This is a genomic window from Marinobacter salinexigens, from assembly GCF_008370345.1.
Classification (GTDB): domain Bacteria; phylum Pseudomonadota; class Gammaproteobacteria; order Pseudomonadales; family Oleiphilaceae; genus Marinobacter; species Marinobacter salinexigens.
In genome coordinates, this window is sequence record NZ_VTUU01000006.1 from 1 (window position 1) to 25,732 (window position 25,732).

The following is a 25,732-nucleotide window of genomic DNA, read 5'->3' on the forward strand; positions in this document are numbered from 1 at the left end:
TGTGGGTCTGGGTTTTCAGGGTGGTCCGGGTTTTGTGTTCCGGCAGCGCGTACGGCGGTGTGTTGGTGGCGTGGTAGGTCCGGCCGGTGATGATCGGCTGGTCCGGGTCGCCATCCAGGAAGGAGACAATCACTTCGTGGCCGATTCTCGGCAATGCCATGAAGCCGTACTGGCCTCCGGCCCAGCCCTGAGCTACGCGCAGCCAGGCGCTGCTGTGTTCGTCGTTGAGCGAGTATCGATCCCACGGGAACCTTACTTTCACACGGCCGTACTGGTCGCAGTGGATTTCTTCCCCTTCCGGGCCGGTCACGAGGGCCATCTGGGGGCCGTCCATCAGGGGACGGTGTTCGCAGATGGGGCGCCAGGTTTTGTTTGCCGGGATGGCGCTGAATTCGTTGTGGTAGGTGGTGGGTTCGCTGCCACCCTCTTCTTCCAAAGCCTGGGGCTGTTTGCCGGTGTGGGTGATGGCGGTGAGCAGCCATTCCCGGTTCAGGGTCTCGGTGTCGTGGTCGGTGAGTTCCACTTTCGCCCCGGCGGTGAAGTCCGGTCGATTGCTTTCGCCGTTGGCGGTGCTGGTGTTGTTTCTGAGGGCGTCCAGCCTTGCCTGGGTGAAGGGCTGGCCCGAGGCGTCGGCCTTGAAGCGGCCCGGGTAGTCGTAGTGTTGGTAATCGTCCCGCTGGTTCAGGTTGCCACTGGCCTGTTCATGCATCAGGGCGTAGGCGGGATTTTTGAAGGTGTAGTCCTTCATGGCGACGGAGGAAGCTTTAACTCGCTCCTGATAGCTAAAGCGAAATACGCAGGGCTGCTTTGTGCTACCACCGGCTTTGGCGTTGTAGGCCACGTTGTCCAGTCTGGGGGCATCGCCGTGGTGATCGGCGAYGATCAAGCCGGGCTGGGTTTCGCCATCCACGCTGCCGTGCTGATAACGATAGTGCCAGCCTTCTTCCGCCGCCAGCCGGCTGATAAAATCCAGGTCGCTCTCCCGGTGCTGGACGCAGTATTCCCGTTCCTCCGGGGAACGCTTCAGGTCAAAGACGGTGTCCACGATGCCCCGCTCTTCGAGCAGGGTTCGTACGATGGTGTCGGTGTTTTGGGTCTGGAAGATGCGGCTGTTGTGCATCAGGCCCAGGCGCCACAGCGGAGGTTGGATCACCAGTTCATAGCGGGTTCTTCGGTGGCCGGTATCGCCCCGGGCGAATTCGTTGACCACGCCGGTGAAGCGACGAAGGGGAATGCCGTCCTGCCACACCACCAGATTTACAGGTTGTTCCAGCACATCAGAGGGCTGGATAGCGGGATCCGTACTGGCCAGTTKCAGTCGGCCGTGAAAGAGTTCGGAAAGGCCTTCGGTCAGCGCAAAGCCAACCACGGCGAATAAGTCTGGGGGAAGTTCACCAACACGGGCGGTGAACTGCAGTCCGCTTGCCTGGGGCATGTCTTCGGTCCCTGAAGATTCGTGGATTTCCTGTGTCCGGGGTGACGTCCTGTCACCCCGAATGGCTGCCTAGTTTAATACAAGCTACGGGGTAGGCGGTACCCCGCCAACAGCTCCTGGGTGAACGGATTGGTATTACTTGCTGCATGCAGTCGGTAACGCATTTCTCCATCGTCCACCTGGAAACGCACATCCACCGCACTGTTGCTAACACCGGTAATATCCGCCTTATCCAGCAAGCGGAACAGTGCCCAAGGGCCACTCTCAGACAGGCTCCGGGGTGAGCGATTCACCTCGGTTGGCACCAGCGTAATCCGGCTTTCCACCGAATCCCTCAGGGTGTTGGGCCAAACCAGAGGAATACTCTGGCGGGGGCCGTGACTGAATTCCACCAACTGACCGTCCACGTTCACGACACTCCGTCGTTTGTTAGCCGACAAATTTAACGGTTCCAGGGCAAACTCCACATCCAGAGAACCACTGCGTGTGAAGTATGCTGTACGAATACGTTCCGCCTGATTCAGTGACGCCAGAACGTCACGCCGGACAAGCCCTGCCCGTTTGGCATCCCCCACCTGTTCCGGATGGTCCTCCAGGAACAACTTGAGATTGTTGTTGTAGAAAGACTGCAGTGTTCCGTCCGGCCCGAAGAATCGTTCGAAGTCCTGCAGGGCCACATCGCGCCCGGCATCCGGATCGAACGGATAATGCCGCGCCAGGTTCTGCTGGAACGGCTGATAAACCTCCCGGTACCACTCTCTTTCCAGTTGCGCGACGGCCTGATCCAGCATAACCCGCCAGCTTTCGCCTGCCAGCCGGTTGAGCATGCGCTTGAGCGGTTCGGGTTGGTTTTCCGCCATGCGTTGCAAAGTGAAAATCGGATCGGCACCTTGCAGCCCCATTCGGGCACGGGCAGCCGCCAATGCTGCTTTCCCGGTATCTGGCGATTCCTGGATATTTCTCAGGTACTGGTGCAAATCACCCACCACCACCATGATCTGATCGAGCCCCGATGGCTGGTCACCCTCTTTCCGTGTCAGCTGGTTGAGATCAGCAAACTGGCGCTCGATCTCTTGCAGCATACGGAAGTGGGAGGACTGTTCCAGCACGTTCAGAGCCGTGGCCGCCTCGCCCTCCGCCGAGGGAGCCACATGGGTGTTTTCCCGGACCCGTCTCAGCAACTGGGCCAGAGGTTGATGCCCTCCGGTAAAGCTTTCAAGAATTCTGACGCCGTGATTCAGATCGTCAAACCCTGGAATATCAAGATGACTCAGCGACTTCCGCCATGCCTCAACATAGTGCTCCGCGTATAGGGTTTGCAGGTGTGACCTCAGTTCCGCTTCATCCGCCTCACTGAAGTTCACATCATCGCGACGCCCCAATACCCAGGCATCCACAAGGGCGAGTTCCGTGACAGAACCGGACTGGCGCAGGAACCATTTATCCAGTCCTTCCCGGGTCAGTAGAGCAGGAATAACCAGCGGGTCCGGTTCCGATGACGCCGGATCCCTGGGTTCGCCAAAGTTATCCACAGTCAGGAATGCGGTATTGAACGCCGGCCCGGACGCCCGAGCCAGATCAAACGGCGTACTGAATTCCTGTGCCGCTTCGGTTTCCAGATCACGATAGACCCTTTCCGGGGTCGGCATTCGTCCCAGCTCATGCTGGGCCCACTGGACACTGCTCCGGAAAGGCGCCAGTGCCATATCAGCCGTGCTATCGCCATCGCGGGCCATACCGGCAAGGTCGGTATGCGCCATGGCATATTCCAGATGCCCCATCAGTTTCTGCTGAATCTGCCGCTGCCCGGGGAATAGCCCCTGCCAATAATCCCGCATGTAATGGCTTACAATATCCGTCCGGCGGCCACTGGCGTCATACAACATGCGCAGCACCCGTAAATGTTCCAGGCGTTCATTGCTGCCATCCGGCGCCCTGCTCATCTCGCTCATCACGCCAAACATGAGAGCAGGAAGGTACTGGTAGGCCAGCATATCCAGATAAGACGCCTCCACCCGGGGACCAACACGGTGCCCCTGGTACAGCCCCATATCACTGACGACCGGCCACTGATCATGGTGATCACCGAACGCCAGCGTTGCTTCACGTAACTCATCCAGCGGCTGGAGCAAATTGCGTCCGCTGCTGTCCGGTTCGAACCCTACCGGCTGCCAGTTATCCACAAAGGCCTGAACCCGGCTTTCAACTTCCGTCGCCGCATCAGCATTGCGGATAAAGAAATGCTGCCATCCAGCCGTCATACCCGCACCGGCACACAGCGCTACCACACTCGCCATGGCCATTCGCCGCTGACGCCCCCGGACAACTCTGCGGTTGTCCCCGGCAAGCCCCGCCTCCCGATAGATGATTTCGGGGAACAGGTCACGGGTAAACAGACTGACAGAACGGCCTGAACGCTGGGCAGGCTGAATGGGGCCGGTCATTTGATAATTCGCCGCCGCAGCCGATACGAAGGCATCTTCCGGAACGCCTTCCTGTATGACGGAGGTGAAGTAGGTGCCGCGGACCATTGCCGGTGTCGAAAACGCATCGGCAGACAGCAGATCTGCCAGATATTTCTCAAGCACCGGTTTGAGTCCCGCCATTTGTCGGGTAAATGAATAAACCGCCGAGCGTTCTTCCTGATCCCGGATGTTGGCCAGTATGGCTGGCAGCCTGTGCCCCAGGTCTTCAACCAGCTTCACAAACTGTTCGGAAAACTCAGTCAGCCAGTCATCCTGTTCAGTCGGATTGGCAATGTGAAAGGTAAAACCCAATGCCTGTTCTTTTTCTTCTTTGCTGAGGGACCGCGCAAATGGTTCGAACCCATAGAGCAGATCCATTTTGGTGAAGCTGATGTATACCGGCAGTCGCGAACCAAGGTTCTCCATCAGTTCCCGCAAGCGGGTCCTAAGTATCAGGGCCCGGGCCTGACGTTCATTGTCACTGGCCATGCTCAGCTCCGCCAGATCCACCGCAACCACCACACCATTCAGCGGCCGCTGCGACCGGTTTTGCTCGAGCCACGCCATGAAATGCTGCCAGAGACGTTGCTGAACTTCCGCACTGGCTCCCTGCCCCTGGCTCTGGCTCTGGCTCAGCAGCTCTCCGTCCGGGTCGATCAGGACACCGTCATCGCCAATCCACCAGTCAAAACCGAACGGGTTCCGATCTGCCCGGTTATTCCGGGTTACATTCGTCAGGGTGTAGGTCTGGCCCGCCCGTTGAATCAGGCTGGTTTTGCCGGCATTTTCAAGACCGATCATCAGATACCACGGCAACCGGTATACGCCGTTTCGACCGGGCAGGTTGCTTTTCAGTGACGCCAGTTGCCGATTGAGGAGCCTCTGCTGCCTGCGTTCCATCGGCAGAATGGGATCTTCCTGTTCCCGTTTCTGTTCTGCTTTTTCGAGGTTCACCTTGCGAAGGCGACGGGCGAGAACCGTGCCCCAGAGCATGACCACCACAAGCACCACTGCCAGGGTCACCAATGCCCGCATCTGCCAGGCTACCAGCGGATATTCACCATTGATGGACCAGCGAGGCCCCAGCCACCAGGTTGCGACAAGCAAGACGATCACGCCCAGGGTAAGGGTGATCGGGGCCGCATTACGAAGGTACGGAAGTAGCCAGCGCCCAATGAGTAAAGCTTTTCTCCACATGGTATCCATTCCTGAAATCAATCCTTTAACCAGTTCATCAGGCCAGGCGTTCGAGCTGTTTGATCAGCGCGGGTTCCCAGTCCTCAAGCAGTCGGCCTGAAGCCTGCTGCCTCAAATCATCCATCTGCTGTCCCGCCAGAGCGGACATTCCGGCCTCTCTAAGCAGTCGGGCATTCGATAACCGCCAGTAGAATCGGTCCCGCGGTTCACGAGCTTCGGTCAACCCGCTTTCCATCAGCTTCATGGCATCCTTGAAACACGATTGCGAGAGCAGCTCCCGGGCTTGCTCGTAGGCACGTTCCCAGGGGCTGGCTCCCACCTCTCCAGTACTGCCACCAGGGGCGGCGGCCCACAACCATTCTTCGGTTTCACCACCGAGAAACGGTGTTCCATTGTTGAATGTGAGGTCCGACAATTGCGGCAACCGGTCGAGCAATCCTCGAAGCCCCTCCCGGACCGCTTCGGCACAATCGTCATACCCGAGAGAGGCCGCCACCCGGGCACTGAGCCAGTGACCGTCAAGCCAAAAAGGGCTGACAGACAGGCTCTGTTCAATACGTTGCCAGAGAGCCAGATCCGGGGATTTCTCGAGAGTTTCCCGGTACTCCGACACCCTGTCTGCGCTGATTGCCGCAAGGTCTGTGCGGCGCCCATCCCGGGTAGGTGGTGTACTCGTGATCCCGAGCCAGATGGCGTAACGTCGCACCCGGTAACCCAAAGGGCTTCCGGGCTCGGTGGTTGTCAGCATCTCCGCCACTTTCAGCAGGCTTTGCCGGGTTGCCCGTTCATTTCCGGGGTCCAGGGTCAGAGCCCCCAGAGTTGCAGTAGAGGCCGCCGGCGTTGCCACCCGGGGCTGTGCAGAGGCGTCGGGTGCAGGCTCCGGCGAAGGCGCCCTGTCCGCCGTTTTGTTTTCCTCCGCAGAAGGCAACTTCTCGATGCCCCGCTTCAGATCAAACAGAGACTCATCCGGCAAGGACAGATCACCGGCTTGACGGATCAGTGATTCGAGCAACGTGAGGCAGTAGCCACGACCATCACCGGCGCCACCATCGAACACCAACCCTACAAGACCTTTTTCCGCCCGCTGCAACATCTGGGAGAACATCATGTTCCGGGCCCGCGCGCCCTTCCCCCCCGGATAGGGCCAGGCTTCTGACCACCAGCTGTCCAGTACCCGGCTCATCAGATAAAGCGATAACGCGAAACGCTCACCACTGCCCCCTCGCTGCAGCGACATCAGAAGGAAACCAAGCACTTTCAGATGCTTGCTTCGATCCGTCAGCAGCTTGAGCGACTCAGATTCCACTTTCGCCCAGTCGATATCGTTGTGGGCCAGGGAGCCCACTTTCATGATTTCGTCTTCCAGGAACTCCAGCGTTACGTCATCCGCCAGCGATTCGCCCACCGCGTTATCGCCGGTTAACGCATCCAGCACCTGATCAACATAGGGATGTTGCTCTATGATCTGCACCCTGACCTCCTTTCCCGATGCACCATCACCAGCCGCATGCCTCTCGCAAAGGACGTATCGCGTCAGCAAAGCCTTCCAGATCAAACATCAGGTCGTTCAGTTCCGGAAGACTGGCCTCCAGGCGAATATCCCGCTCTGGCAGCACGGTTTTTACGATCTGGATCGCGGGCAATCCGCGACCTGCACTGACCACAAACCCATCATCACGTACCCGCCAGTTGGTTTCTGTCATTCCATCCAGCCCGATGCGAACCCGTTCCGCACTCAACACTTCAGGCAGCATCACAGACAGTTCTGTAATGTTGTTACTGCACTGCAGCACCAGTAAAGGTCGCGGGGGCCGAGCGCCCAATGCCGGAACCGTCACCAATAATCCTGCTGCCCGCCCGGTATCGCGGTAAATGGCCGTATCGGTGTCACTGGCCTGGGCAAAGGCCTGTCGCCACCGTTCCGGTTGACTCGCCATCACTACGGCCCCGGCCGGCTGAGCCGCAAAGGGTGTACCGAATACCTCATCAAAACATGCCAGCCGCACCAGCCTCTCCGGGTGCTGCACGCAGGATCTGGCCTCATCAAGCTGCCCGGCAAACGAGTGGTTGCATGCCATCGTTAGCACCAGAACGGACATCAGTTTCCGGAAGCCAATCATGACTCTGCCACCCGGTACTTGAGACACTTATGAGCCAGAGTCCGTTTAGGTAACCCGAGACTCTCTGCAGCCTGGGCCCGGTTGCCGCCGTATTGCTGCAGACGTTCCCTGATAACCGCGGCTTCAAAAGCCTGAGCAGCGGCTTTCAGATCCCGTATGTCGCTGGGCATCGGTACGCCATCGAGGGTGTCTGGCGTTACTTCCTCCGCAAATCCGGCAAACGTGTTTCCGAACGGATCTTCCAGCCTCAGTGTTTCCGGCTGGATGTCATCCCCCACCGGGGTCTGCAAACAAGCCAGCTCAATGACGTTGCGCAACTCGCGCACATTGCCGGGAAACCCATAGCTGCCAAGTGCGTGCAGCGCATGGCTGCTGATACCCTGAGGCCCCATGCCCTCCCGATCGGTATACAAGCGAATGAAGTGCCGGCTCAGGGCCTCAAGATCTTCCGGGCGTTCCCGCAATGGCACAATTCGCAGCGGAAACTGGCTGAGGCGATAAAAGAGGTCACGCCGGAACGTACCCTCTTCGATGCTCTGCTTCAGAGGTTGATGTGTTGCTGCAACCAGCCTGAAATCCGAGTGCTGCTCTTCCCTCGCCCCAAGCGGTCGGAACTGCCGACTTTCCAGAACCCGCAACAGCTTGGATTGCAGGGCCATGGGCATGTCACCGATTTCATCCAGGAAAAGGGTGCCGCCATTGGCCTGGGCCAGCAGGCCTTCCTTGTTCTGATCTGCGCCGGAGAAAGCACCTCGGGTATGCCCGAACAGCTCGCTCTCCAACAGGGTATCCGGGATTGCGGCACAGTTGACGATCACAAGGGGGCCTCCCGAGCGTTCAGACAGTTCATGGATACCTCGGGCCACCACATCCTTGCCGCAGCCGGTTTCCCCTTGAACCAGCACCGACAGCCGGCTGCCGGCTGCACGAACCACCTGAGCACGGAGCTGGGTCATGGCTAGAGAATTGCCGACCAGTGTCCGGGAGAGCTGTTCGCTGCGTTTACGCAGGGTTTCTGTATCGTTTAGCTGGTCAAGGGAGCGTTTAAGCATGCGCCGTTGCCAGACATCATCACGGCTTTGCAACTGAGCTACCCATTGATGAGTCAGCAGTTCCTTGAGTCCCTGATAAAGAGGCTGCGCGACAATACCTTCCCAGTCTGCCCCGTCCCTGCACATCACCAGAATGCCAAGGGTGCGCCCACCTATACCTTTAAGTGGCTCAAGCCACAGTGACCGGGGACGATCACTGGCATCAAACATGGCCTGGAAACCTGCATGGTCAAGGCGATAGCTTGCTGCCCTGGACAGTTCCCGGGACCGGCCGGTCTGCAAGATATGGCTGAATGGATGACTGAAATCACTGCAATCAAACTCACCCTGCTCAGCCAGTTCACTGCAATGCAGCAGCCGCCCGCTCAGGTCCAGCTCCAATGCCCAGCAGCGGGTCAGCCAGAAGGCCTTCTCAAGTTGCTCCGTCGCAGTTTTCAGCAACGCAGGCAATGTTTGTTGCCGCACCATGGCCACTGCCAGCTCTATGCCGGTGTGCAGTTCCATCTGCATCCGTCCCATTTTTTCAGTCCCTTTCAAATCAGATCGCGCTGGCCGCGTGCGCAATTAAACAACCGTTCCGGCAAATCGATTGCTATCGACAGACAGCGTCACTTTTTCCACAGGTTCTTTCGCTGCCAGTTTCTCCAACAACGCCTGCGACACCGGTGGCAGCAATTCCCCTTCAATGATCGATTCGAGCATTCGCGCGCCATTTTCGCTTCTGTGTGCACGCGAGCGGATGGCTTCCACCAGGCCTTGCTCAAGAACCACGTCGGTCTGGTAACGCTCGCGGATCTGGGCCGCCAGGCGTTCGAGTTTGTCGCCGATAATCCGGCTCAGGGTTTCGTCTGCGAGCGGCAAGTACGGTACGACTTCCATCCGGGCAAGCAGCGCCGGTTTAAAGAAATGCGAGAGTTCAGGGTAAAGCGCTGCTTCGATCTTATCCGGTTGCTCGGCATGATCGACGATGGCCTGATAGCCCAGGTTCGAGGTCAGGAAAAACACCACGTTCTTACAATCAATCAGGCGACCCTCTCCATCAGCTAGCTCGCCTTTATCGAACGCCTGATAGAAGAGGTTCAGCACTTCCGGGTGCGCCTTTTCCACTTCGTCCAGCAACACTACGGAATAGGGCTTTTGCCGGATGGCCTCGGTGAGGATGCCGCCCTCACCGAACCCGACATAACCGGGGGGTGATCCGATCAGCCGGGATACTGTGTGCTTTTCCTGGTATTCAGACATATTGATGGTGGTCAGGAACTGGCGACCGCCATACAACAGTTCCGCCAGTTGCACCACGGTTTCGGTTTTACCTACGCCGCTTGGCCCCACCAACAAAAAGGCGCCCATGGGCCGGCCCGGACGACGCAAATCTGCCCGGGCCGTCAGCAGATGCTGATGCAGACAGTTGATAGCAGTGTCCTGGCCCTTGATATGCGTCTGGAGGTACATGGGCAGGTGGGTGATTTTTTCCAGCTCATCGGTGGTCATGCGATTAACCGGAACCCCGGTCCAATCGGCAATCACCTCCGCAACCTGGCGCGCATCCACCCGGGCATGAACCAGAGGTTCGTCTGCCTGCAACGCCGCCAGTTCCTGTTCTACCGCCGCGGCCTGGCTGGTCAGATCGGGTGTAGCTTCGTCTCCGTCCAGCAGGCCTTGCCGGATCTCAATTAGCCTGGCCACCAGTTCACGCTGGTCGTTCCAACAGAGTTCCAGCCCTGCCGCTTCCCGCTCCAGATCAGCGATGAGGTTGTCCAGCTCGGCTTCCCGCTCACCATCAACTGCCAGACCCAGCGTCCGTTCCCGATGATTCAGCTCCTGCTCCATAGACAGCTGATGGATTTCGCTACGCACATGGCTGAGCCTGCGCGGAGGCGTGCTGAGGTTCAGACTGACGCGGGCGCAGGCGGTGTCGAGCACATCGATTGCCTTATCCGGCAGTTGCCGGCCCGACAGATACCGGGCGGACATTTCAGAAGCCGCCTTCAGTGCACTGTCGGCAATCAGGACATGGTGAGACTTCTCGTAGACACCCCGCAGGCCTCTGAGGATATGAACTGCTTCCCCCGGCGTAGGTTCATCAAGTGCCACCGGCTGGAACCGGCGACTCAAGGCAGGATCTTTCTCGAAGTACTTCTTATACTCACGCCAGGTGGTAGCCGCAATAGTTCGCAGTTCTCCCCGCGCCAGGGCCGGTTTGAGTAGATTGGCAGCATCTGAGCCACCTTCGCTGTTACCCGCGCCGATCAGGGTATGAGCTTCATCAATGAACAGAATGATGGGGGTAGCTGACCCTTTGACGGCTTCAATCACCCCTTTGAGCCGTTTTTCAAACTCACCTTTAACCGAAGCACCAGCCTGCAGCGCCCCCATATCCAGCGTCCAGAGTTCCACATTGCGCAGGCGTTCCGGCACATCGCCTTTCACGATACGCAGGGCAAGACCTTCAACCACCGCACTTTTCCCAACCCCGGCATCACCCACCACGATAGGGTTGTTCTTTCGGCGACGGCAAAGGATGTCGATCATCTGGTCGATTTCGGGATCCCGGCACACCACGGGGTCCAGCTTCTGATCCTTCGCCAGGCGGGTAAAATCCGTGGCGTAACGCTGCAGAGGATCCATATCCACCGGAGCCTCCGTCCGTTGTCCCGCTTCGGCATCCATTTCCAGGCGCTCGGAAGAACCTTCGGTAAAACGTTCATACTGGCGCCGAAGCTGTTCGCGGTTGATTTCACTCAATGCCTGACAAACAGTCGGCATCAGGTAGCGTTCAGCGTTCATCAGCAACGCAAGGAATATCGCACCGGACCGCAACTGCGGGTGCCCCAGCTCCGTAGAAGCCAGCAACCAGGCATCCTGGAGCAGCTCGATCAGCAAAGGGGAGAATGAAGGATAAGGCTCTGCAGTCTGACGTTCGCCATTCAGACTTTCCCCTACCAGTGTCTGAATTTCCTGTGGGTTCAGATCCGTGCGTTCAAGGATCTGGCGGACATCGGAAAACGGGGTTTCCAGCAGTTTGAACAGCAGGTGTGCAGGCGTAATTTCCGCCCCCTGACGACTGATACACAGAGCCGCTGAGGATTCCATTCCCTGGCGGCAGATTTCGTTCAGGCGCCCTATGAGCGCCGGTAATTCAACCCGAATCACTGTTGATATCCTTATTTCGGTAATTGTTCGAGAACGCTGAGTACATCCCTGATGCGTTCATCCAGTGCCACGCGGTAGAGGGTAAATATCCCCCCCATCGCCAGCACAAAAAGCCCGGCCATGCCCCACATAGGAAAACCACGTCGCAGGCGGTTGCGGGCTGGCGTTACATTTTGCAGGGCATCCGGCAGCGCCCGGATTTCTCCATCTCCGTCCGGACCATGCAGTATTTCGTACAGGCCACGGACAATCTGGTCGTATTCCTCACGGCCGTTTTCCATCACCTTGTAGCGGCCCTCAAAGCCGAGGGAGAGACACAAATAGATAAATGCCAGCATGTCCCTATAGCGCTCAGCTTCCTTCTCCATCCGGGCCAGGATGGCAAACACCTTCTCACCACCCCAGGTCTCGTTATGGAAACGGGACAACAAGGAATGTTGGGACCAGACACTGTGGGCACCCCAGTCGGTGCCAAGAACAGCCTCGTCAATAAAGGCGCAAAGCACATAGCGATAGGCCACAACGCTCGGACGCTCATAGCCCTGCTCAATCAGCTCCCGGTCGATCGCGGCGATGTCGTCCACCACCTGCTGATAAAGACGTTCCACATCACCAAAATTAGCCAGCCGCCGAACCCGGATGACCAGCCCAAGCAAAGGTGTAGCAGCATCTATCAAACGATTGTCTTCCAGGCCGCGTAGCTGGAACTGGTCATTATCGAAACTTGAGTCGCCTACGGAAGCGCGCCCTCCCCGGTCGTCAAACAGCAACTCACTGAAACCGGCTCTGTCGGGCAGATCCATTACCCCTGCATCAGACATGCTTTAGCTCCTGATTGCCCAGAATTGCATTTCCATACCCGGGAAGCTTCCAGCCACGTGGAAAGCAAAACCGCTGGCGTTATCCAGCATCTGCCAGGCCTGGCTCTGATCATCCAGCCGGAAGTAAACGAACCCGGCATGGTATGGCAACTGCCTCGGTGCCACCGGCAAGGCGGTAAGTGGAATGCCCGGCAACTGGAGGCTGATGAGATCACGGATTTTCTCGACGGAGGCCACCTTGCACTGCTGGGTGAACTGCTTGCGAATGTCGTCCAGCGGTATATCCGCTTTCACCGCCAGAATGAACTCGGCCCCGGTCAGCAACTGGCTGTCCTGAACCGGAGCAACCGTCAGACCGTACTGGCGTTGCTGGAGCTGGATGGCCAGAGCCCTAGGCTCAAGCACTGTGCTCAGGGACTGCCGCAGCACCTGCATCAGCGGACTGAAGCAGGCTTCCGGAAGATCATGGTCATAGGCGGTGTATTCCTGAGGCAGGCGGGTTTCATCCGTAAAGGTCACCAGTTCACCGCAAAGCTCAAGCAATGCTTCAAACAGTCGCTCCGGGTGTAACTGACGCAAACGGGCCAGATGCATAAACCGGGGATGGCAGCGATTGAGGGTCTGCAACAACATGAAGTCCGATACTTCAGCCACCCCTGTCTGGCCCGGTGCACCGACTCTCTCGGCCAGGTTACGGGCCCGTTCCCTCATCAATCCGGCCATCTCACCGACAAAGCGCTGCAGCCTCGGAGCTGCCCGCACACTGAGCATGGTGGGCATGAAGTTTGGGTCCATCACCAGACTGCCGTCCGGGCGTTTTTCCAGAATCCGGCCTATCGCCAGGGCGGCGTAGGCACTGCGGTCTTCCTGCTCGAGCATCAGTTTTGGTGCGACCTGGGCAACATCAATGCTGTGGGCATCACCATCGATCGAGTGCAAATCCCTGACTTCCGCACTCTGGGCTTTGAACCGCCCGGTTACCGCTGCCTCTGGCCACTCCACTTCTGCCAGGCTGTCACTGCCCAGGGGCAACGCCAGGTAGACCACCTGATTTGCCACAGAGGCATCGCTGATTTCCAGCGGCTCCGGCATGACATCATCAATCGGCAGGTTGAATCGGGTGCCATCCGGAAACAGCCCGGCGCCCCGGACCAGCCCCACCCTTCCGAAACTCAGATATTCCGCATTCAGTTCCAGGTCACTGAAGCCATAGAGGTAATCCGACACCGCCAGGACCCGTTCATTGATCTGGTGTTCGAGGTATCGTTGCTGCTGCTGGAAGTGCTGGGGCTTGATGAACAACCCATCACTCCAGACTACACGGTTACTGACAGCCATCAGGATTCATCCGAACGTCTGAGTTGAACTTCCCGCTCACGCAGGTTGACCAGCAGATGGTAACGGCCCCCGATGGGGTCCACCTTCACCACCTTTTTCCACTGGGACAGGTTGGGATAGGCGTAAAAAGCAATAATCCCGATGAAGCGGGTGTCGTCACTGATTTCAAACGGTTCCACAAATTTGAACTGGCCGGGCACCAGCGAGTAGTCGCTGTGGTCCACATAGTTCTGCCCCAGGGAATCTTCGACGTCATTGAGCAGCGAATCGAAATCACCCGCCATCAGCAGTGAGCTGTCCCGCATTTCAATGATCTGGAAGGCGATAGGTGTAGGCGCCAGCGCCTCGTTGGGATTCACATCTGGCTCTGCCACCATGGTCAGATCCACCCTGCTGGGCAGATCCTCCGGATAGCCCACCGGAATATCCGGATCCCACAGCACCTTGGCGGTTTTGGTCACCGCGTTGTATGGCGTGCTGCATCCCGCAAGCACAAATACGATGGCCAGCAAGCTCCATTTGCAGGTCTTCACTTCAGATTCTCCCTCTGTAGTTGGCGTAAATGTTGGTCATAAGCCTGATCGAAGACTTCCTGAAACAGCCGTTCAAACCCCTGTTGACGGCTGGAACTCAGCTCCCGGTAATAGTGCTGGTACATATCCCACGCCCAGCGCCCCTCGTCCTCGCTCTGCCTCAGGCCCCGGCGATAGCCATGAAACCGGCGTAGCAGGGCCTCTGGTGAAAAGGCATGCAGAATCGCATCAAGCGCTTCGCTGATGGCAACCCGGGTCGCTTGCTGATGCAGATCGAGGCTTTCCAGACTTTCCCTTACGGCGGCGGGGGCAGACAGATGTACAGGGCTTCGCTGACCGGCAAACAGGGTCTGAACCGTCTCCTCATAGGAGTCACCGAGGCGCAGGGGGTTATCCTCGATGGGCTGCAGTCGGGTCCGCAATGCCCGGTGGTGTTTGTCTTCATCCCGGTGCATTTCACTCAGCCCGTCAATGACGGCTTTGAGCGTCTGTCCGGCTTCTACCAGGAACAGCAGCATATCGTTGCTGTCAGCAACCTCCAGGTCACAATCCATGCCCTGTATCAACGGTGCTGCACTGATGTACTGACGACTTTTTTCCTCTCGTGCGCTATAGGTTCCGGGCTTCTCTAAGGGAATGGCGCCTTCGGGCCACAATGTCATCGGATCATCGCTGTCAGGTTCCGGCGTTACCTCGCCGATGCCTTCCAACGGTTCGCAGCCACCCGGCACGGCATCCCGCACCCGCGCCCGGGCCAACTCATCCATCTGCCCATTAATCAGGCGGTCATCGTCCGGAGGAACATCATCGTACAGCTGGCCGGATGCCGACCCGGTCAGTTCTGCACGAATCTGGTAACGACCTATCGCCAGCGTGTCGCCGTGATTCAGCCTCGCCCGACGGCCACGGCCGACTGGCTGGCTGGCACTGTTGATATAAGTACGGCCGCTGCGATCAATCAGGCAGAAGTCGCCTTCTACCAACCGCACCTCGGCATGCCCGGGCACCGCACCGGTGCGATGGGATGACAGCTGCCAGGTATCATTGGCGGCCGTGCCAATGGATCCGCCGGCCGCGTCGAAACAGTACTCGACTGCGGCGCCACCACCCATGGCTGTCGGATTGGTGACCGTCAGTTTCAAAATTACTGCTGGATGCCTTTCCATAGTCAACTTCCCTGTTCTCCGGCTTGGCTACCGGCGTATCTGGATCCGCACCGCCGGACGCTCTCGGGCCCGTTCCGGTGTCACAAATGAGTTCCATCCCAGCCGGACATCCTCGCCCAACTGCATCGGCCGGATGTCACGGGGCCGCATCTGTAACTCAAGGTCATAGGCCAGCTGTTCACGGGTGGTGAACTCCACCAGTTTCAGCAACCGCTTGTGCTCCCGTCCGTTCGGCAGAAAATCGGCAAAACGCTGGCGACTCAGGTTTCGGATACGCAGGATGAACTTACCGCTGCGGTCCCGAACCTGCGAACCCACTAGAGTGTCCTGCCCAAGCGTTGCATTGCGGCTGCCCAGCCGGGTTTGCTGGGACGAATCAATCCCGACCTTGCGCAACACCCACTGCTCAATACTCACATCTTCAAGGTCGAAGCAGTGCGCGACCATGCCGCTCACAACATCCGGGGAACGGCTCCGGCCGGCCATTAACCCTGCATAGGCAAGCATCTTTGACCAGTTCACCGGTGTAGTTTCCCGCAACCGGGCATCGCCCAGACCGACCAGGGCAAAAATCAGGTCAGAAAAGCCGTCCGAAGCACCGGGTTGAAAACGGACGTAATACCGGTACTTGCGCCACGCACGATGAAACAGGGTAACCAGACGATGATTAAAGAAATCCAGAAAGTGCCGCCGCACACCGAGATTCTGCCCCGCTTCCCAGGCCAGATCCTCCAGGTAATAGCCAGGTAGAGGGGACTGCGAACCGTGCAGGCCCAGGAAACTTACCTCCATCTGATACGGCGCGTGTTCATGTTCCGGAGAGAGGGCCGACACCACATCGCTTCCGGGGAAACCCAGCCCCGCTGAGGCCGAGAAGCGGATACGCTCCTGACGGGCGAGATCACCGCCACCCTGCTCCAGATCATCGCCATGGTGACGATGGATCAGGTCCACCAACTGAAAGAAGCTGTATCGCCGCGCATTACCCAGAACGGGTTGCAGCCCGGCTACATCAGCGGCTGCTGACCTTGCTGTAACGTCCATGTATACCGTTCCTGGTTTTCTGTATTCACCACATCCAGTTGGTGAAACGCATTGATGCTCGCGTAGAGTGCGAAAAACTGACTAAGCACCGTGCCAAACAGGTAAAGATCTCCTTCCGACGCAAATCCACTCTCGTCCAGCGTCAGTTCCGAAGCGATCCCCCGCACGGGCAGTCCTCGAACCATTCTGTCTACCGGCCGTGTGGTGATACCGGAGATACCCGCCAGTCGTTTTTGCGATATCCGCTCTGCCTGCCGGTCCACCAGTGCCCGGAAGTCATAAACCCTCAGCACGGTACGCAGGGCATCCACATCCAGCATTGACAGATAGTTGAGGGACAGGTTCGATATCAGCGTCCACAGCAGGCTGCCATCCAGCGTGGGCCGCAATGTTGCGGTCGGCCGGGTGATGTTGCTGAACGACGCGAACGAAGGCGTGGTTTCTGTCGCCATCGATATTTCGCCGACCGCCAGCTGATGCGGCAACTGCCGGTTGGTGCAAATCAGGGTCAGGGAAACCGCTTCCTGCCTGTTCAGGCACTCACTTTCATCGCCGCGGACAAACGCCATGTAATGGTCAAAGCCGTCGCCCCGTACACTTTCACGAACCCGGGTCCGGTAATACAGTGCGGTCCGCCCACGGTCCCGTTCCACTTCATGCTGAAAGCTCTCGAACGGCGTGTAGATTCTTGGTTCCCCCCGCCCCGAGCGACCTTCCAGCCAGCCTTCCACCTGCTCGACACTGAATACTTCGAAGTGATCGGGGGACCTGCTTGAGGGTGAAATACGGTACTCTGTCTGACGCCCGTTCAGATCCACCGGTTCGCCTTCGTGGCTGAACAGATTCACCGCGGGGGTACAGTAAAGCTGCAAGCTCTCCTTTCGTACTTTGGCTTCCGGCGGAAGAATCCGGCTGAAGTGGAAACGCACACTCAGTTCATCGGCCTGAATCGCCGGTAGCCGTGTTCCCAGCCCGACAACATCAATAAAGCGGAATGTCTCGGGAAAGCTCAGGTACTCCTGCAAAATCCGGTATCCGGGATAAGCATTCTTCGGATATGGCAACAATGCCTCATCACTGGCAAAGCCTACCGGCCGCAACGACGAAGCCGGCAGTCGATAGGTTGAATCACCAACCATGAGCTCGATACCGGTGAGGTAGTGATTGAGCCAGAGATACAGCGTTTCCGCTGTGTAGTCGTCACCACCCAGATAAAAGCGAAGACTATCCAGACCCAGAGCGTTCAATGGTTGGTCCGTATGCAGTGCAAGATCCACGCTGACCGAGGAGACTTCCCTGGAATGCTCCGCATAGGCATCGGCCACACTGACAGGGAACACATCCACCACCCGGCAGGTCCGGAAACGGCATTGAGTCTGTCTGGTGCTGTCTCCCACCGGACGGCTCTTGATCTCGGTGTGTCGATCCACCCGCTGACGCTCGCTGATGGTGTGCAGCTGCGGATCAAACTTCATGATGGTGCAACTGGGAACCGGCCTCAGATAGTTCGGCCAGAGCATGTTCAGCAAGGAATGGGTCAGCTCGGGAAATTCATCCTCAACTTTTTCCCGGAGCTTACCTGTCAGAAAAGCGAAGCCTTCCAACAATCTTTCCACATCCGGATCTGTGCTTTGCTCCGACAGGAACCGGGTAAGCTGCGGATGCGCCTCCGCAAACTCCCGCCCCTGCAATCGCAGAAAGCTCAACTCATCCCTGTAAAACCGATTCAACTTCATGGAACAACACCAATGCCTGATTAAAGGGGATGAGGACGCTTTTCTGGCGGGAAAAAAATGTCTGAGCGCAGCGAGTTGTTTTTCCCAGAAGAAAAGTGTCGTCATCCCCTTTGACTCCGAGCAGTATCCGGGCAGGCTCCCAAAAGACGCTCAAGCCCATCCCTGGGGCGCTTGGGCTCAGCCATCCATGGCTCCGCACACTTTTGGGAGCCTGTCCGGCTACCGCTCTCATCCTTGTCTTTAGCTACTGCGGCGTTACATCACCCGGTAGTAGCGCTTGTCATCCAATAACAAATCAATGGTCGTCTTGTCGTCGTCTGATCGGACCCTGAGATAGACCGTCACCTGAAACCGCAGCTGCAGAGGGTCAGGCCCCTGGGGCAAAGCAACGACATCCACCCGACTCACCCGAGGCTCATAGTCCTCAATGCACTTACGGATCGCCGACCGGATCTGAATGCTCAGGTCATGGGTACCCAGAGTTGCATCATTGAAATCCAGCAACCCCAGGCCGGGCACGCTGGCACTGTTACCCGGATGGGCGTTCAGCAAACGAACCAGATGTCGTTTGATGGACTCGACCACATGGGGCGTGTCCCCCATGCTCTGGCCTACAGGTTCGGCAGCCTGTTCCAGGCGTTCAAACAGGCTGCCGCCCCGGTTCAGCGTGTCATCGCCAAACACCGGTTAGTCCTTGTCCAGACGACCTACCAACGACAGCTCGAAGTTGGCACCCATGTATTTGAAATGGGGGCGAACAGCGAGTGAAACCTGATACCAGCCCGGATCGCCTTCAACATCGGACACCGTCACCTGAGCTGCACGCAACGGACGTCGGCTGCGGACATCCGCTGGCGGGTTTTCCTGATCGGCAACGTATTGGCGAATCCAGGTGTTCAGCTCCCGCTCCAGATCCTGGCGCTCCTTCCAGGAGCCAATCTGCTCGCGCTGAAGCACTTTGATGTAGTGAGCCAGGCGGTTCACGATCATCATGTACGGCAGTTGGGTGCCCAACTTGTAGTTGGTTTCCGCTTCCTTGCCTTCCTTGGTGTTCGGGAACTGCCGGGGTTTCTGGACCGAGTTGGCCGAGAAAAACGCCGCGTTATCGCTGCCTTTTCGCATCGTCAGGGCGATAAAGCCCTCATCAGCCATCTCGTACTCGCGACGATCGGTGATCAGAACCTCGGTCGGGATTTTTGATTCCAGCTGACCAAAAGACTCGAACACATGCACCGGAAGGTCTTCGACCGCACCGCCGCTCTGGGGACCAATGATGTTCGGGCACCATCGGTATTTAGCGAAACTCTCGGTCAGTCGGGTTGCCAGCAAATAGGCGGTATTGCCCCACAGATAATGCTCGTGGTCGGCGGATACGTCTTCTTTATAGCTGAAGCTGCGAACCGGATTTTCCGTGGGATCGTATGGCACACGGAGCAGGAAACGCGGCGAGGTCAGGCCCAGGTAACGGGCATCTTCAGATTCACGGAGCGCACGCCACTTGGCGTATTTCGGGCCTTCGAAAACCGCTTTGAGCTCTTTGATCGCAGGCAGTTCCTGATAGCTGTCGACCCCGAAAAACGAAGGCGCTACCGAGGAGAGAAACGGTGCATGAGCCATAGCGCCTACGGACGACACATACTGCAGCAGTTTCATATCCGGAGTTGAAGGCGTGAAAGCGTAGTTGCCGACAACCGCACCGACCGGTTCACCGCCAAACTGGCCGTACTCCGTGGAGTAGATATGCCGGTAGAAACCCGTCTGGGTTACGTCCGGTGCAAATTCGAAGTCTTCCAGTAGCTCCGTTTTGGTGGCGTGCAGAATATCCACCTTGATGTTCTCACGGAAGTCTGTGCGATCGACCATGAGCTTCAGGCCCCGCCAGGACGACTCCAGTTCCTGCAACTCCGGTGCGTGCAGAATTTCATCCATCTGGGCGCTGATCTTGCGATCCAGCTCCACCACCATCTGGTCAACCAGCGCCTTGTTGACCGGCTGTCCCTTCTCATCGCTCTTCAGCAAGTTGGCGATGAATGTCGCCACGCCCTTTCGGGCCACATCATATCCTTCATCCGCAGGCGCCATCCGGCTGTTGGCCATAACCTGGTCAAGCAGGGAGCCCTCGGCTCCTGACTGGATAGCATCACCCACGGATTCGGAGGCAGCAGATTGCTGCACAGCAGTATCAGACATACCACATCCCTTCAGTACGTTATTGATCTTCGATGTTGAACACCGCTCCCAGGCGGCGGATTCGGATTATTCGCTGTCTGTGGCCAGTTCCAGTTCAGCCAGCAGCTTGTCCCGGGCTTCGTCGTTATCCAGCAACGCCTGTAGCTTGGAACGGAACGAAGGCACGTTACCCAGCGGTCCCTTAAGCGCAACCAGAGCTTCGCGCAGCTCAATCAGCTTCTTCAGTTCGGGGACCTGGCGGGCAACACTGTCCGGTGAAAAATCATCCAGGGACTGGATTTCAAGATTCACCGGCAAGTCGTCAGCGCCCTCTTCCAGCTTGTTGGAGACTGTCGTGGTAAGGCTCAGGCCGGCTTCCTTCATGACAGAACGGAAGTTGTTCTTATCGACAGAAATGGCCTTGCGGTCTTCGATGGGGGTTTCTTCGGCGTGTCCCTTAAAATCACCAACAACGAACATTTTCAGCGGCAGCTCGGCTTCAGCTTGCTGATCACCTGTGGCGGGGACATACTTGATATTGATGCGCTCTTTAGGCGCGACGGAACCGTCTTTAGAAGACATGCGCTTGCTCCCTGTGCAAATCATTTGCAGTTGTTCAATCCCTTGTACGCACCGTCCTGGCACGCAACGCGCAAAACTCTACACCCCTCGTTTGGCATTCTCAAGCAAAAACTGGCCAGCAAAATCTCGGATTGTGCGTAGAGGCAAGCTTTTGCCAAACAGTGCCGTTCTGTCGTTTCTTACTGGCCCCAAGGACGGTTCAGTCAATGACGGCCACGCAGACGGCGGCTATACTCGCCACCATAATTGCAGGATAAATGACCAATACCAAGGCACATACCAAGGAGAGCACAATGAGTGACCTGAAAGCCCGGTTTGACGAAGCGGTCAACTATATTCAGACCGCCGAAGGGGACTTCAAACCGTCCAACGAGTTGAAGCTTGAGTTCTACGCGCTATACAAGCAGGCGACTGACGGCGATGTGTCCGGCAAGCGCCCCGGCATGATGGATTTTGTTGGCCGTGCAAAGTATGACGCCTGGGAAAAGCTCAAGGGCACAGACAGCGACACCGCCATGCAACGCTATATCGACAAGCTTGAATCCCTGAAGTAAGTCCTTCCGGCCCCGGTTCCCATGACCGGGGTCTCCTGCCTATGCAGTTTCGGCAAAGTTTTGCGGCATTCAACAATTTGTCATAATATGCCACCAAGATAACAACAAAAATTCATACCGCGAGTATTTCAATGGACATTACTGAGGCGCTGGAACAATCCCAGCCAGGCCTGATTGGCCGCGTCAGAGTTGCCATCCGTAATCAACAGCTCAACCAACGGGCGGAGCAGAATTATCTGCACTGGATTACCCGTTTCGTGCTGTTCCACGACATGAAAGACCCTGAATCCCTGGCCAGCGAAGACCGCCAGCAGTTCCTCGCCTACCTCAGCGACCGCATCCGGGTATCACGGGCACGGCTGAATCAGGCGAATCAGGCACTGGTGTTTTTCTATGAAGATGTGTTGGGGAAAACCTCGCTGAACGGTCCTGCTGCTGCCTGAGGTCGACGACCACTCAGCGTTCCGTCATGTTGATGTTCAGCGCATCGTAATTGCGGTTCTCGGGCGGGCGTATCACGTAATTGTTGCTGTGGGACTGCCCGGGGATTGACTTCGGATTGCTGAAACGAAACTCCGCCGGAACTTCCGAGCGCCCCAGATCAGTTCGGCTGTCTCCTGGCTGCAACGCCAGAGGATCCAGGTAAAAGTCATCGTCACCTGTGGGCGAGGTTGGTACCCCGGCAGCCGGTGCGGCAAGCCCACCTTCAATCACGGTATTTGCCAGAGCCTCTTCTTCGACAGACTGGAAGGGGATGTTTTCAATGGTGGAACGCTCCTGATACCCAAACGCGTCCCCGGCATTATGTTCCGCACCTTCAGCCAATACCGGCGCACTTCCCCATACCGACGTCACCAACAACGCCACAACGGAGCGGGAGAAAAAGCATTCTTTTGCAGAAAAACCTGAACTGCTAACCATCATCAACACCCTGCCCAAACCAAGCCTACCTGACATTTTTTGATCAGTTTATCGCCGGATACGACAGTTTGCCCATAAAATCGACGGTTCTGTGACGGCTGTCACTGGTCGTCAGGGTGACCCTCTCAGTCTGCAGAAACACCCGAGCCATCGCGACCGTTCTCTCCATATCCATTTGTGCAGTATGATGTTTTTACGGTATACACCGCCGCCCGGCATACAGATCAGAGGTCCCCATGGATACCAACGTTATCACCCGAGAAGGCTACGAAGCACTGAAGCAGGAGCTGGATGATCTGTGGCGAAAGGAACGGCCTGAGACCACCAAAAAAGTTCAGTGGGCAGCCAGTCTCGGGGACCGTTCGGAGAATGCGGACTATCAATACAACAAGAAGCGCCTGCGGGAGATCGACCGACGGGTACGGTACCTCAGGAATCGGCTATCCAAACTCCGTGTTGTGGACTACAACCCGGTTCAGGAAGGAAAGGCATTTTTTGGCGCCTGGGTGACCCTTGTTGACGATGACGACAATCGCATGTTGTTCCGTATCGTGGGTACCGACGAGATCTATGGCGCCAGGGATTATGTGTCGATCAATGCCCCCGTTGCCCGAGCCTGCCTGGGGAAGTCCGTGGATGACGAAATCCTGGTCAGAACACCGGAATCCGAGAAACTCTGGGTGATCGATGAGATCCGCTACCAGCCTTCATCATGATGGTTCACCCCATCGGCATCCTGACATAAAAAAACCCCGTAAAAACGGGGCAAGGCTAGCGCTGTGCTGGAGGGAGAAGCAAGCAGCCTTTGCTGCCAACTTCCTTTACTACACTGCCCATTCTCCATATCTCTGGTTACACGGGAGTGGCCTGCGAATTACCTTTTGGTCAGGCTTTCATTGCTCTCTCACCGACTGGAATTAGGTTGAACACTCTAGTGACTGCCAGTAGTTTTGAGGGAAGATTCCAATACCCTACCCATTCACGGAGAGTGCTTAATGAATACACAGAAACTGATCAACATCGCGCTTCAAGGCGTGGATAACCTAGGTTATCGCCTCGACCAGTTTGGCATCACCGGCAAGGTAAACCGCCACAATATTGCGGCTTTTCTCATGGCAGAACAGAAACACCTGGAGGGAGAATGGGACAGCATCCAGGCCAAGGTGGATCGTCGCCGTTCTCAACTTGAACACGTAGTGCAGTTTGTGGAGAGCAGGGCCGATGCGGTTATCAGCCCTGTGCTGGCCCGTGTAAACCGGTTCCGCGCCAGCCAGTAAGCCGTTCAGGAATTGCTGGTTTCAGGTGGATTCCGGGATTCTCCCGCCTCCTGGCCAGCAGCCGGTTCCGGTAGGGTTGTTTTTATTTTCTTGCCGACACCATTGAAGGCAGGCATAAAGACAGACACCGTCAGCCCTGGCAACTCTTCACCTTCCTGGGTATCACTGAGCACAATCCGGCCTTTGTGAATTTCGGCTACAGCGCTAACCAGACTCAGACCCAATCCGTTCCCCGGCAATGAGCGGCTTTTACCAACCCGATAGAATCGCTGGAAAACCTGCTCCTTTTCTTCATCCGGCACGCCAATCCCGCTGTCACTCACTTCAAAGATGGCATCCGCCCCTTCCTTGCGCACCTTGACGCAGAGAGCACCATGCTCGGGTGTGTACTTGATGGCATTGTCTATGAGGTTACTCACCATCTGGAACAGCAGATCCCGATCGCCTTCAATCATCACCCCCGGAGAGAGCGATTGCTGGAACGTCTGCTCCTTGTCCTCCGCCAGGGCCTCATAGAGTTCACAGGCATCCGTCACCAGCTCATCCAGGGCAACCGGCTTCATATCTGCCGTGTTACCACGGGTTTCCAGGCGGGCAATGCGCAGCAGCGCGTTAAAGGTGGCCAGCAACTGATCCGCTTCTGCCACGGCTCGCCCCGCCTGTTCCCGGGCTTCATCGTTATCGACGGCCATCAGGGTGTTCTCAAGCTGGTTCCGGAGACGGGTCAGAGGCGTTCTCAGGTCATGGGCAATATTATCCGAGACGTGTCGTATACCCTCCATCAGGTAGACGATCCGGTCGAGCATCTGATTCAGGTTTTCCGCCAGCTGGTCAAAATCATCATCGGTGCCGCGGGTCGGAATTCGCAAGGAGAGATGCCCGTTCATGATACGGCGGGAGGTATTGTTGATGACTTCAATACGCCGGGTGGTGCTGCGACTCATCATAAAGCCACCCAGCAACGCGAGGGCCAGGGTTATCCCCATTCCCCAGTTGATGGCGGTTTCGATGACCCTTTTGAGGTTGGTCAGTTCATCAACATCCCTGCCCACCAATAGCCGCAAACCACCCTGCACTTCAAAGATCCGCCCCCGGGCGAGGCGCTTGGCACCGGTCCAGCCTACCGTCTCGTCCAGTGTGAAGTTGATCCAGCCACTCTCGGACCGCGTGCCTTCTGGCCAGCTTTCAATATTTCCGGCCAGCTTCAGGAAGTCATCAGTGGTGAGCAAATAAATGGATTTTGCGTTGGGGTCCCGGGCTACACGTTCCCGGATGATGGTGATCAGGCCGTTTACGCCACGGCCCCGATACTGCTCCGCCAGACCAGCGATCTCCGCCTCGATGGTTTCATCGGTCTGGGCAGCCATGAAACCTGCTGTACGCCAGTATATAAAGGCCAGTAACAGAAATACCGAGGTGGCAAACACCACCATGTACAGCAGGGCAAGCTGGAAGGACGATGTCCTGAGCTGGCTAAGCAGTTTCACGTAACATGTATCCTGCACCCCGGATGGTTTGCAGCAAGGGTGTCTCGAACTCTTTGTCGATCTTCGCCCGCAGGCGGCTGATGTGAACGTCGATCACGTTGGTCTGGGGATCGAAGTGATAGTCCCAGACCTTCTCCAACAACATGGTCCGGGTCACCACCTGGCCGGCATTGCGCATCAGATATTCCAGCAGCCTGAACTCTCTCGGCTGGACATCAATGTTTTTACCAGCCCGCTTGACGGTACGCGCCAGCAGATCCATTTCCAGGTCGGCCACTCGCAATACGGTTTCCGTTTCCGCCGCCTGGCGGTTGCGACGAACCAGCGACTCAATACGAGCCAGCAATTCGGTAAACGAGAACGGCTTGGTCAGGTAGTCGTCTCCACCACCCCGAAGGCCCTCAACACGGTCGTCCACATCACCCAGTGCACTCAGAATCAGGACCGGCACCTGATTGCCTGTTGCCCGTACCGTTTTGATGATGGACAGTCCATCCATGCCCGGCAGCATTCGGTCCACGATCATGATGTCGTATTCCTCACTGGCTGCCATCATCATGCCTTCCTTACCCTCGGCGGCATGATCCACAACGAAGTCAGACTCTTTGAGCCCCTTTACCAGATAATTGGCTACATCCTGATCGTCTTCGATTACCAGTGCTTTCACCGGCGTTCCTCCCGA

22 protein-coding genes are annotated in these 25,732 nt (G+C 57.2%); 4 read left to right on the forward strand and 18 right to left on the reverse strand.

The features are described 5' to 3' along the window. The 15 genes from tssI to tssB form a co-directional block, all read right to left on the reverse strand. Window positions 1-1,435, reverse strand: a 1,435-nt coding sequence (gene tssI / locus FWJ25_RS12830; RefSeq protein ID WP_149600661.1) for a type VI secretion system tip protein TssI/VgrG, incomplete at its 3' end; no start/stop codon positions are given. A gap of 74 nt (window positions 1,436-1,509) precedes the next feature. Beyond that, window positions 1,510-5,106 carry a type VI secretion system membrane subunit TssM gene (tssM, locus tag FWJ25_RS12835; protein WP_149600662.1) on the reverse strand — a complete coding sequence of 1,199 codons (3,597 nt, stop codon included), beginning with the start codon at window positions 5,104-5,106 and terminating at the stop codon, window positions 1,510-1,512. Between the two features lie 28 nt (window positions 5,107-5,134). Then, window positions 5,135-6,568, reverse strand: a complete 1,434-nt coding sequence (gene tssA, locus FWJ25_RS12840; protein ID WP_149600663.1) for a type VI secretion system protein TssA — start codon at window positions 6,566-6,568, stop codon at window positions 5,135-5,137. Window positions 6,569-6,593: 25 nt separating this feature from the next. Beyond that, a complete protein-coding gene (gene vasI / locus FWJ25_RS12845) occupies window positions 6,594-7,175 on the reverse strand; it encodes a type VI secretion system-associated protein VasI (protein ID WP_246166821.1) in 582 nt (193 codons plus the stop codon). 38 nt (window positions 7,176-7,213) lie between these two features. Continuing rightward, window positions 7,214-8,779: a sigma-54 interaction domain-containing protein gene (locus FWJ25_RS12850; protein WP_149600854.1), complete on the reverse strand. Its 1,566-nt coding sequence runs from the start codon at window positions 8,777-8,779 to the stop codon at window positions 7,214-7,216. A 54-nt stretch (window positions 8,780-8,833) separates the two neighbouring features. After that, window positions 8,834-11,422, reverse strand: coding sequence for a type VI secretion system ATPase TssH (gene tssH, locus FWJ25_RS12855; RefSeq protein WP_149600664.1), 2,589 nt, complete (start codon window positions 11,420-11,422; stop codon window positions 8,834-8,836). An 11-nt stretch (window positions 11,423-11,433) separates the two neighbouring features. Further along, entirely contained in the window at window positions 11,434-12,243 is an 810-nt protein-coding gene (gene icmH / locus FWJ25_RS12860; protein WP_149600665.1) for a type IVB secretion system protein IcmH/DotU, read from the reverse strand. Between the two features lie 3 nt (window positions 12,244-12,246). Then, complete coding sequence (gene tssK / locus FWJ25_RS12865) at window positions 12,247-13,581, reverse strand: type VI secretion system baseplate subunit TssK (protein WP_149600666.1); 1,335 nt, start codon at window positions 13,579-13,581, stop codon at window positions 12,247-12,249. Then, entirely contained in the window at window positions 13,581-14,114 is a 534-nt protein-coding gene (tssJ, locus tag FWJ25_RS12870; protein ID WP_149600667.1) for a type VI secretion system lipoprotein TssJ, read from the reverse strand. Before tssJ ends, tssK begins: the two co-directional genes overlap by 1 nt. Then, on the reverse strand, window positions 14,111-15,280 hold the full coding sequence (tagH, locus tag FWJ25_RS12875) for a type VI secretion system-associated FHA domain protein TagH (RefSeq protein ID WP_149600668.1): 1,170 nt from the start codon (window positions 15,278-15,280) through the stop codon (window positions 14,111-14,113). Before tagH ends, tssJ begins: the two co-directional genes overlap by 4 nt. A gap of 27 nt (window positions 15,281-15,307) precedes the next feature. Continuing rightward, window positions 15,308-16,324, reverse strand: a complete 1,017-nt coding sequence (tssG, locus tag FWJ25_RS12880; RefSeq protein WP_149600669.1) for a type VI secretion system baseplate subunit TssG — start codon at window positions 16,322-16,324, stop codon at window positions 15,308-15,310. After that, window positions 16,288-18,060 carry a type VI secretion system baseplate subunit TssF gene (tssF, locus tag FWJ25_RS12885; RefSeq protein WP_149600670.1) on the reverse strand — a complete coding sequence of 591 codons (1,773 nt, stop codon included), beginning with the start codon at window positions 18,058-18,060 and terminating at the stop codon, window positions 16,288-16,290. Before tssF ends, tssG begins: the two co-directional genes overlap by 37 nt. A 255-nt stretch (window positions 18,061-18,315) precedes the next feature. Beyond that, window positions 18,316-18,744, reverse strand: coding sequence for a type VI secretion system baseplate subunit TssE (gene tssE / locus FWJ25_RS12890; protein WP_149600671.1), 429 nt, complete (start codon window positions 18,742-18,744; stop codon window positions 18,316-18,318). 3 nt (window positions 18,745-18,747) lie between these two features. Continuing rightward, complete coding sequence (gene tssC / locus FWJ25_RS12895; RefSeq protein WP_149600672.1) at window positions 18,748-20,250, reverse strand: type VI secretion system contractile sheath large subunit; 1,503 nt, start codon at window positions 20,248-20,250, stop codon at window positions 18,748-18,750. Between the two features lie 66 nt (window positions 20,251-20,316). Next, on the reverse strand, window positions 20,317-20,811 hold the full coding sequence (tssB, locus tag FWJ25_RS12900) for a type VI secretion system contractile sheath small subunit (protein WP_149600673.1): 495 nt from the start codon (window positions 20,809-20,811) through the stop codon (window positions 20,317-20,319). A gap of 293 nt (window positions 20,812-21,104) precedes the next feature. Between tssB and FWJ25_RS12905 the strand changes: the two genes are divergently transcribed. Both FWJ25_RS12905 and FWJ25_RS12910 read left to right on the forward strand, forming a co-directional pair. Then, entirely contained in the window at window positions 21,105-21,365 is a 261-nt protein-coding gene (locus tag FWJ25_RS12905; protein ID WP_149600674.1) for an acyl-CoA-binding protein, read from the forward strand. A 131-nt stretch (window positions 21,366-21,496) separates the two neighbouring features. Then, the gene (locus FWJ25_RS12910) at window positions 21,497-21,808 is read left to right on the forward strand and encodes a site-specific integrase (protein WP_149600675.1); all 312 of its coding nucleotides are present in this window, start codon (window positions 21,497-21,499) and stop codon (window positions 21,806-21,808) included. A gap of 13 nt (window positions 21,809-21,821) precedes the next feature. Here the strand turns inward: FWJ25_RS12910 and FWJ25_RS12915 are convergent, their stop codons facing one another. Further along, complete coding sequence (locus FWJ25_RS12915; RefSeq protein ID WP_246166823.1) at window positions 21,822-22,289, reverse strand: hypothetical protein; 468 nt, start codon at window positions 22,287-22,289, stop codon at window positions 21,822-21,824. Between the two features lie 233 nt (window positions 22,290-22,522). On the opposite strand from FWJ25_RS12915, the gene greB reads away from it, so the two are divergent. Continuing rightward, window positions 22,523-23,002 (forward strand): transcription elongation factor GreB, encoded by a 480-nt coding sequence (greB, locus tag FWJ25_RS12920; protein ID WP_149600676.1) that lies wholly within the window; start codon window positions 22,523-22,525, stop codon window positions 23,000-23,002. A gap of 279 nt (window positions 23,003-23,281) precedes the next feature. Continuing rightward, on the forward strand, window positions 23,282-23,563 hold the full coding sequence (locus FWJ25_RS12925; protein WP_149600677.1) for a hypothetical protein: 282 nt from the start codon (window positions 23,282-23,284) through the stop codon (window positions 23,561-23,563). A gap of 5 nt (window positions 23,564-23,568) precedes the next feature. On the opposite strand, the gene FWJ25_RS12930 is transcribed toward FWJ25_RS12925, so the two are convergent. Then, the gene (locus FWJ25_RS12930; RefSeq protein WP_149600678.1) at window positions 23,569-25,050 is read right to left on the reverse strand and encodes a sensor histidine kinase; all 1,482 of its coding nucleotides are present in this window, start codon (window positions 25,048-25,050) and stop codon (window positions 23,569-23,571) included. Continuing rightward, entirely contained in the window at window positions 25,037-25,717 is a 681-nt protein-coding gene (locus FWJ25_RS12935; RefSeq protein ID WP_149600679.1) for a winged helix-turn-helix domain-containing protein, read from the reverse strand. Before FWJ25_RS12935 ends, FWJ25_RS12930 begins: the two co-directional genes overlap by 14 nt. Window positions 25,718-25,732: the final 15 nt, after the last annotated feature.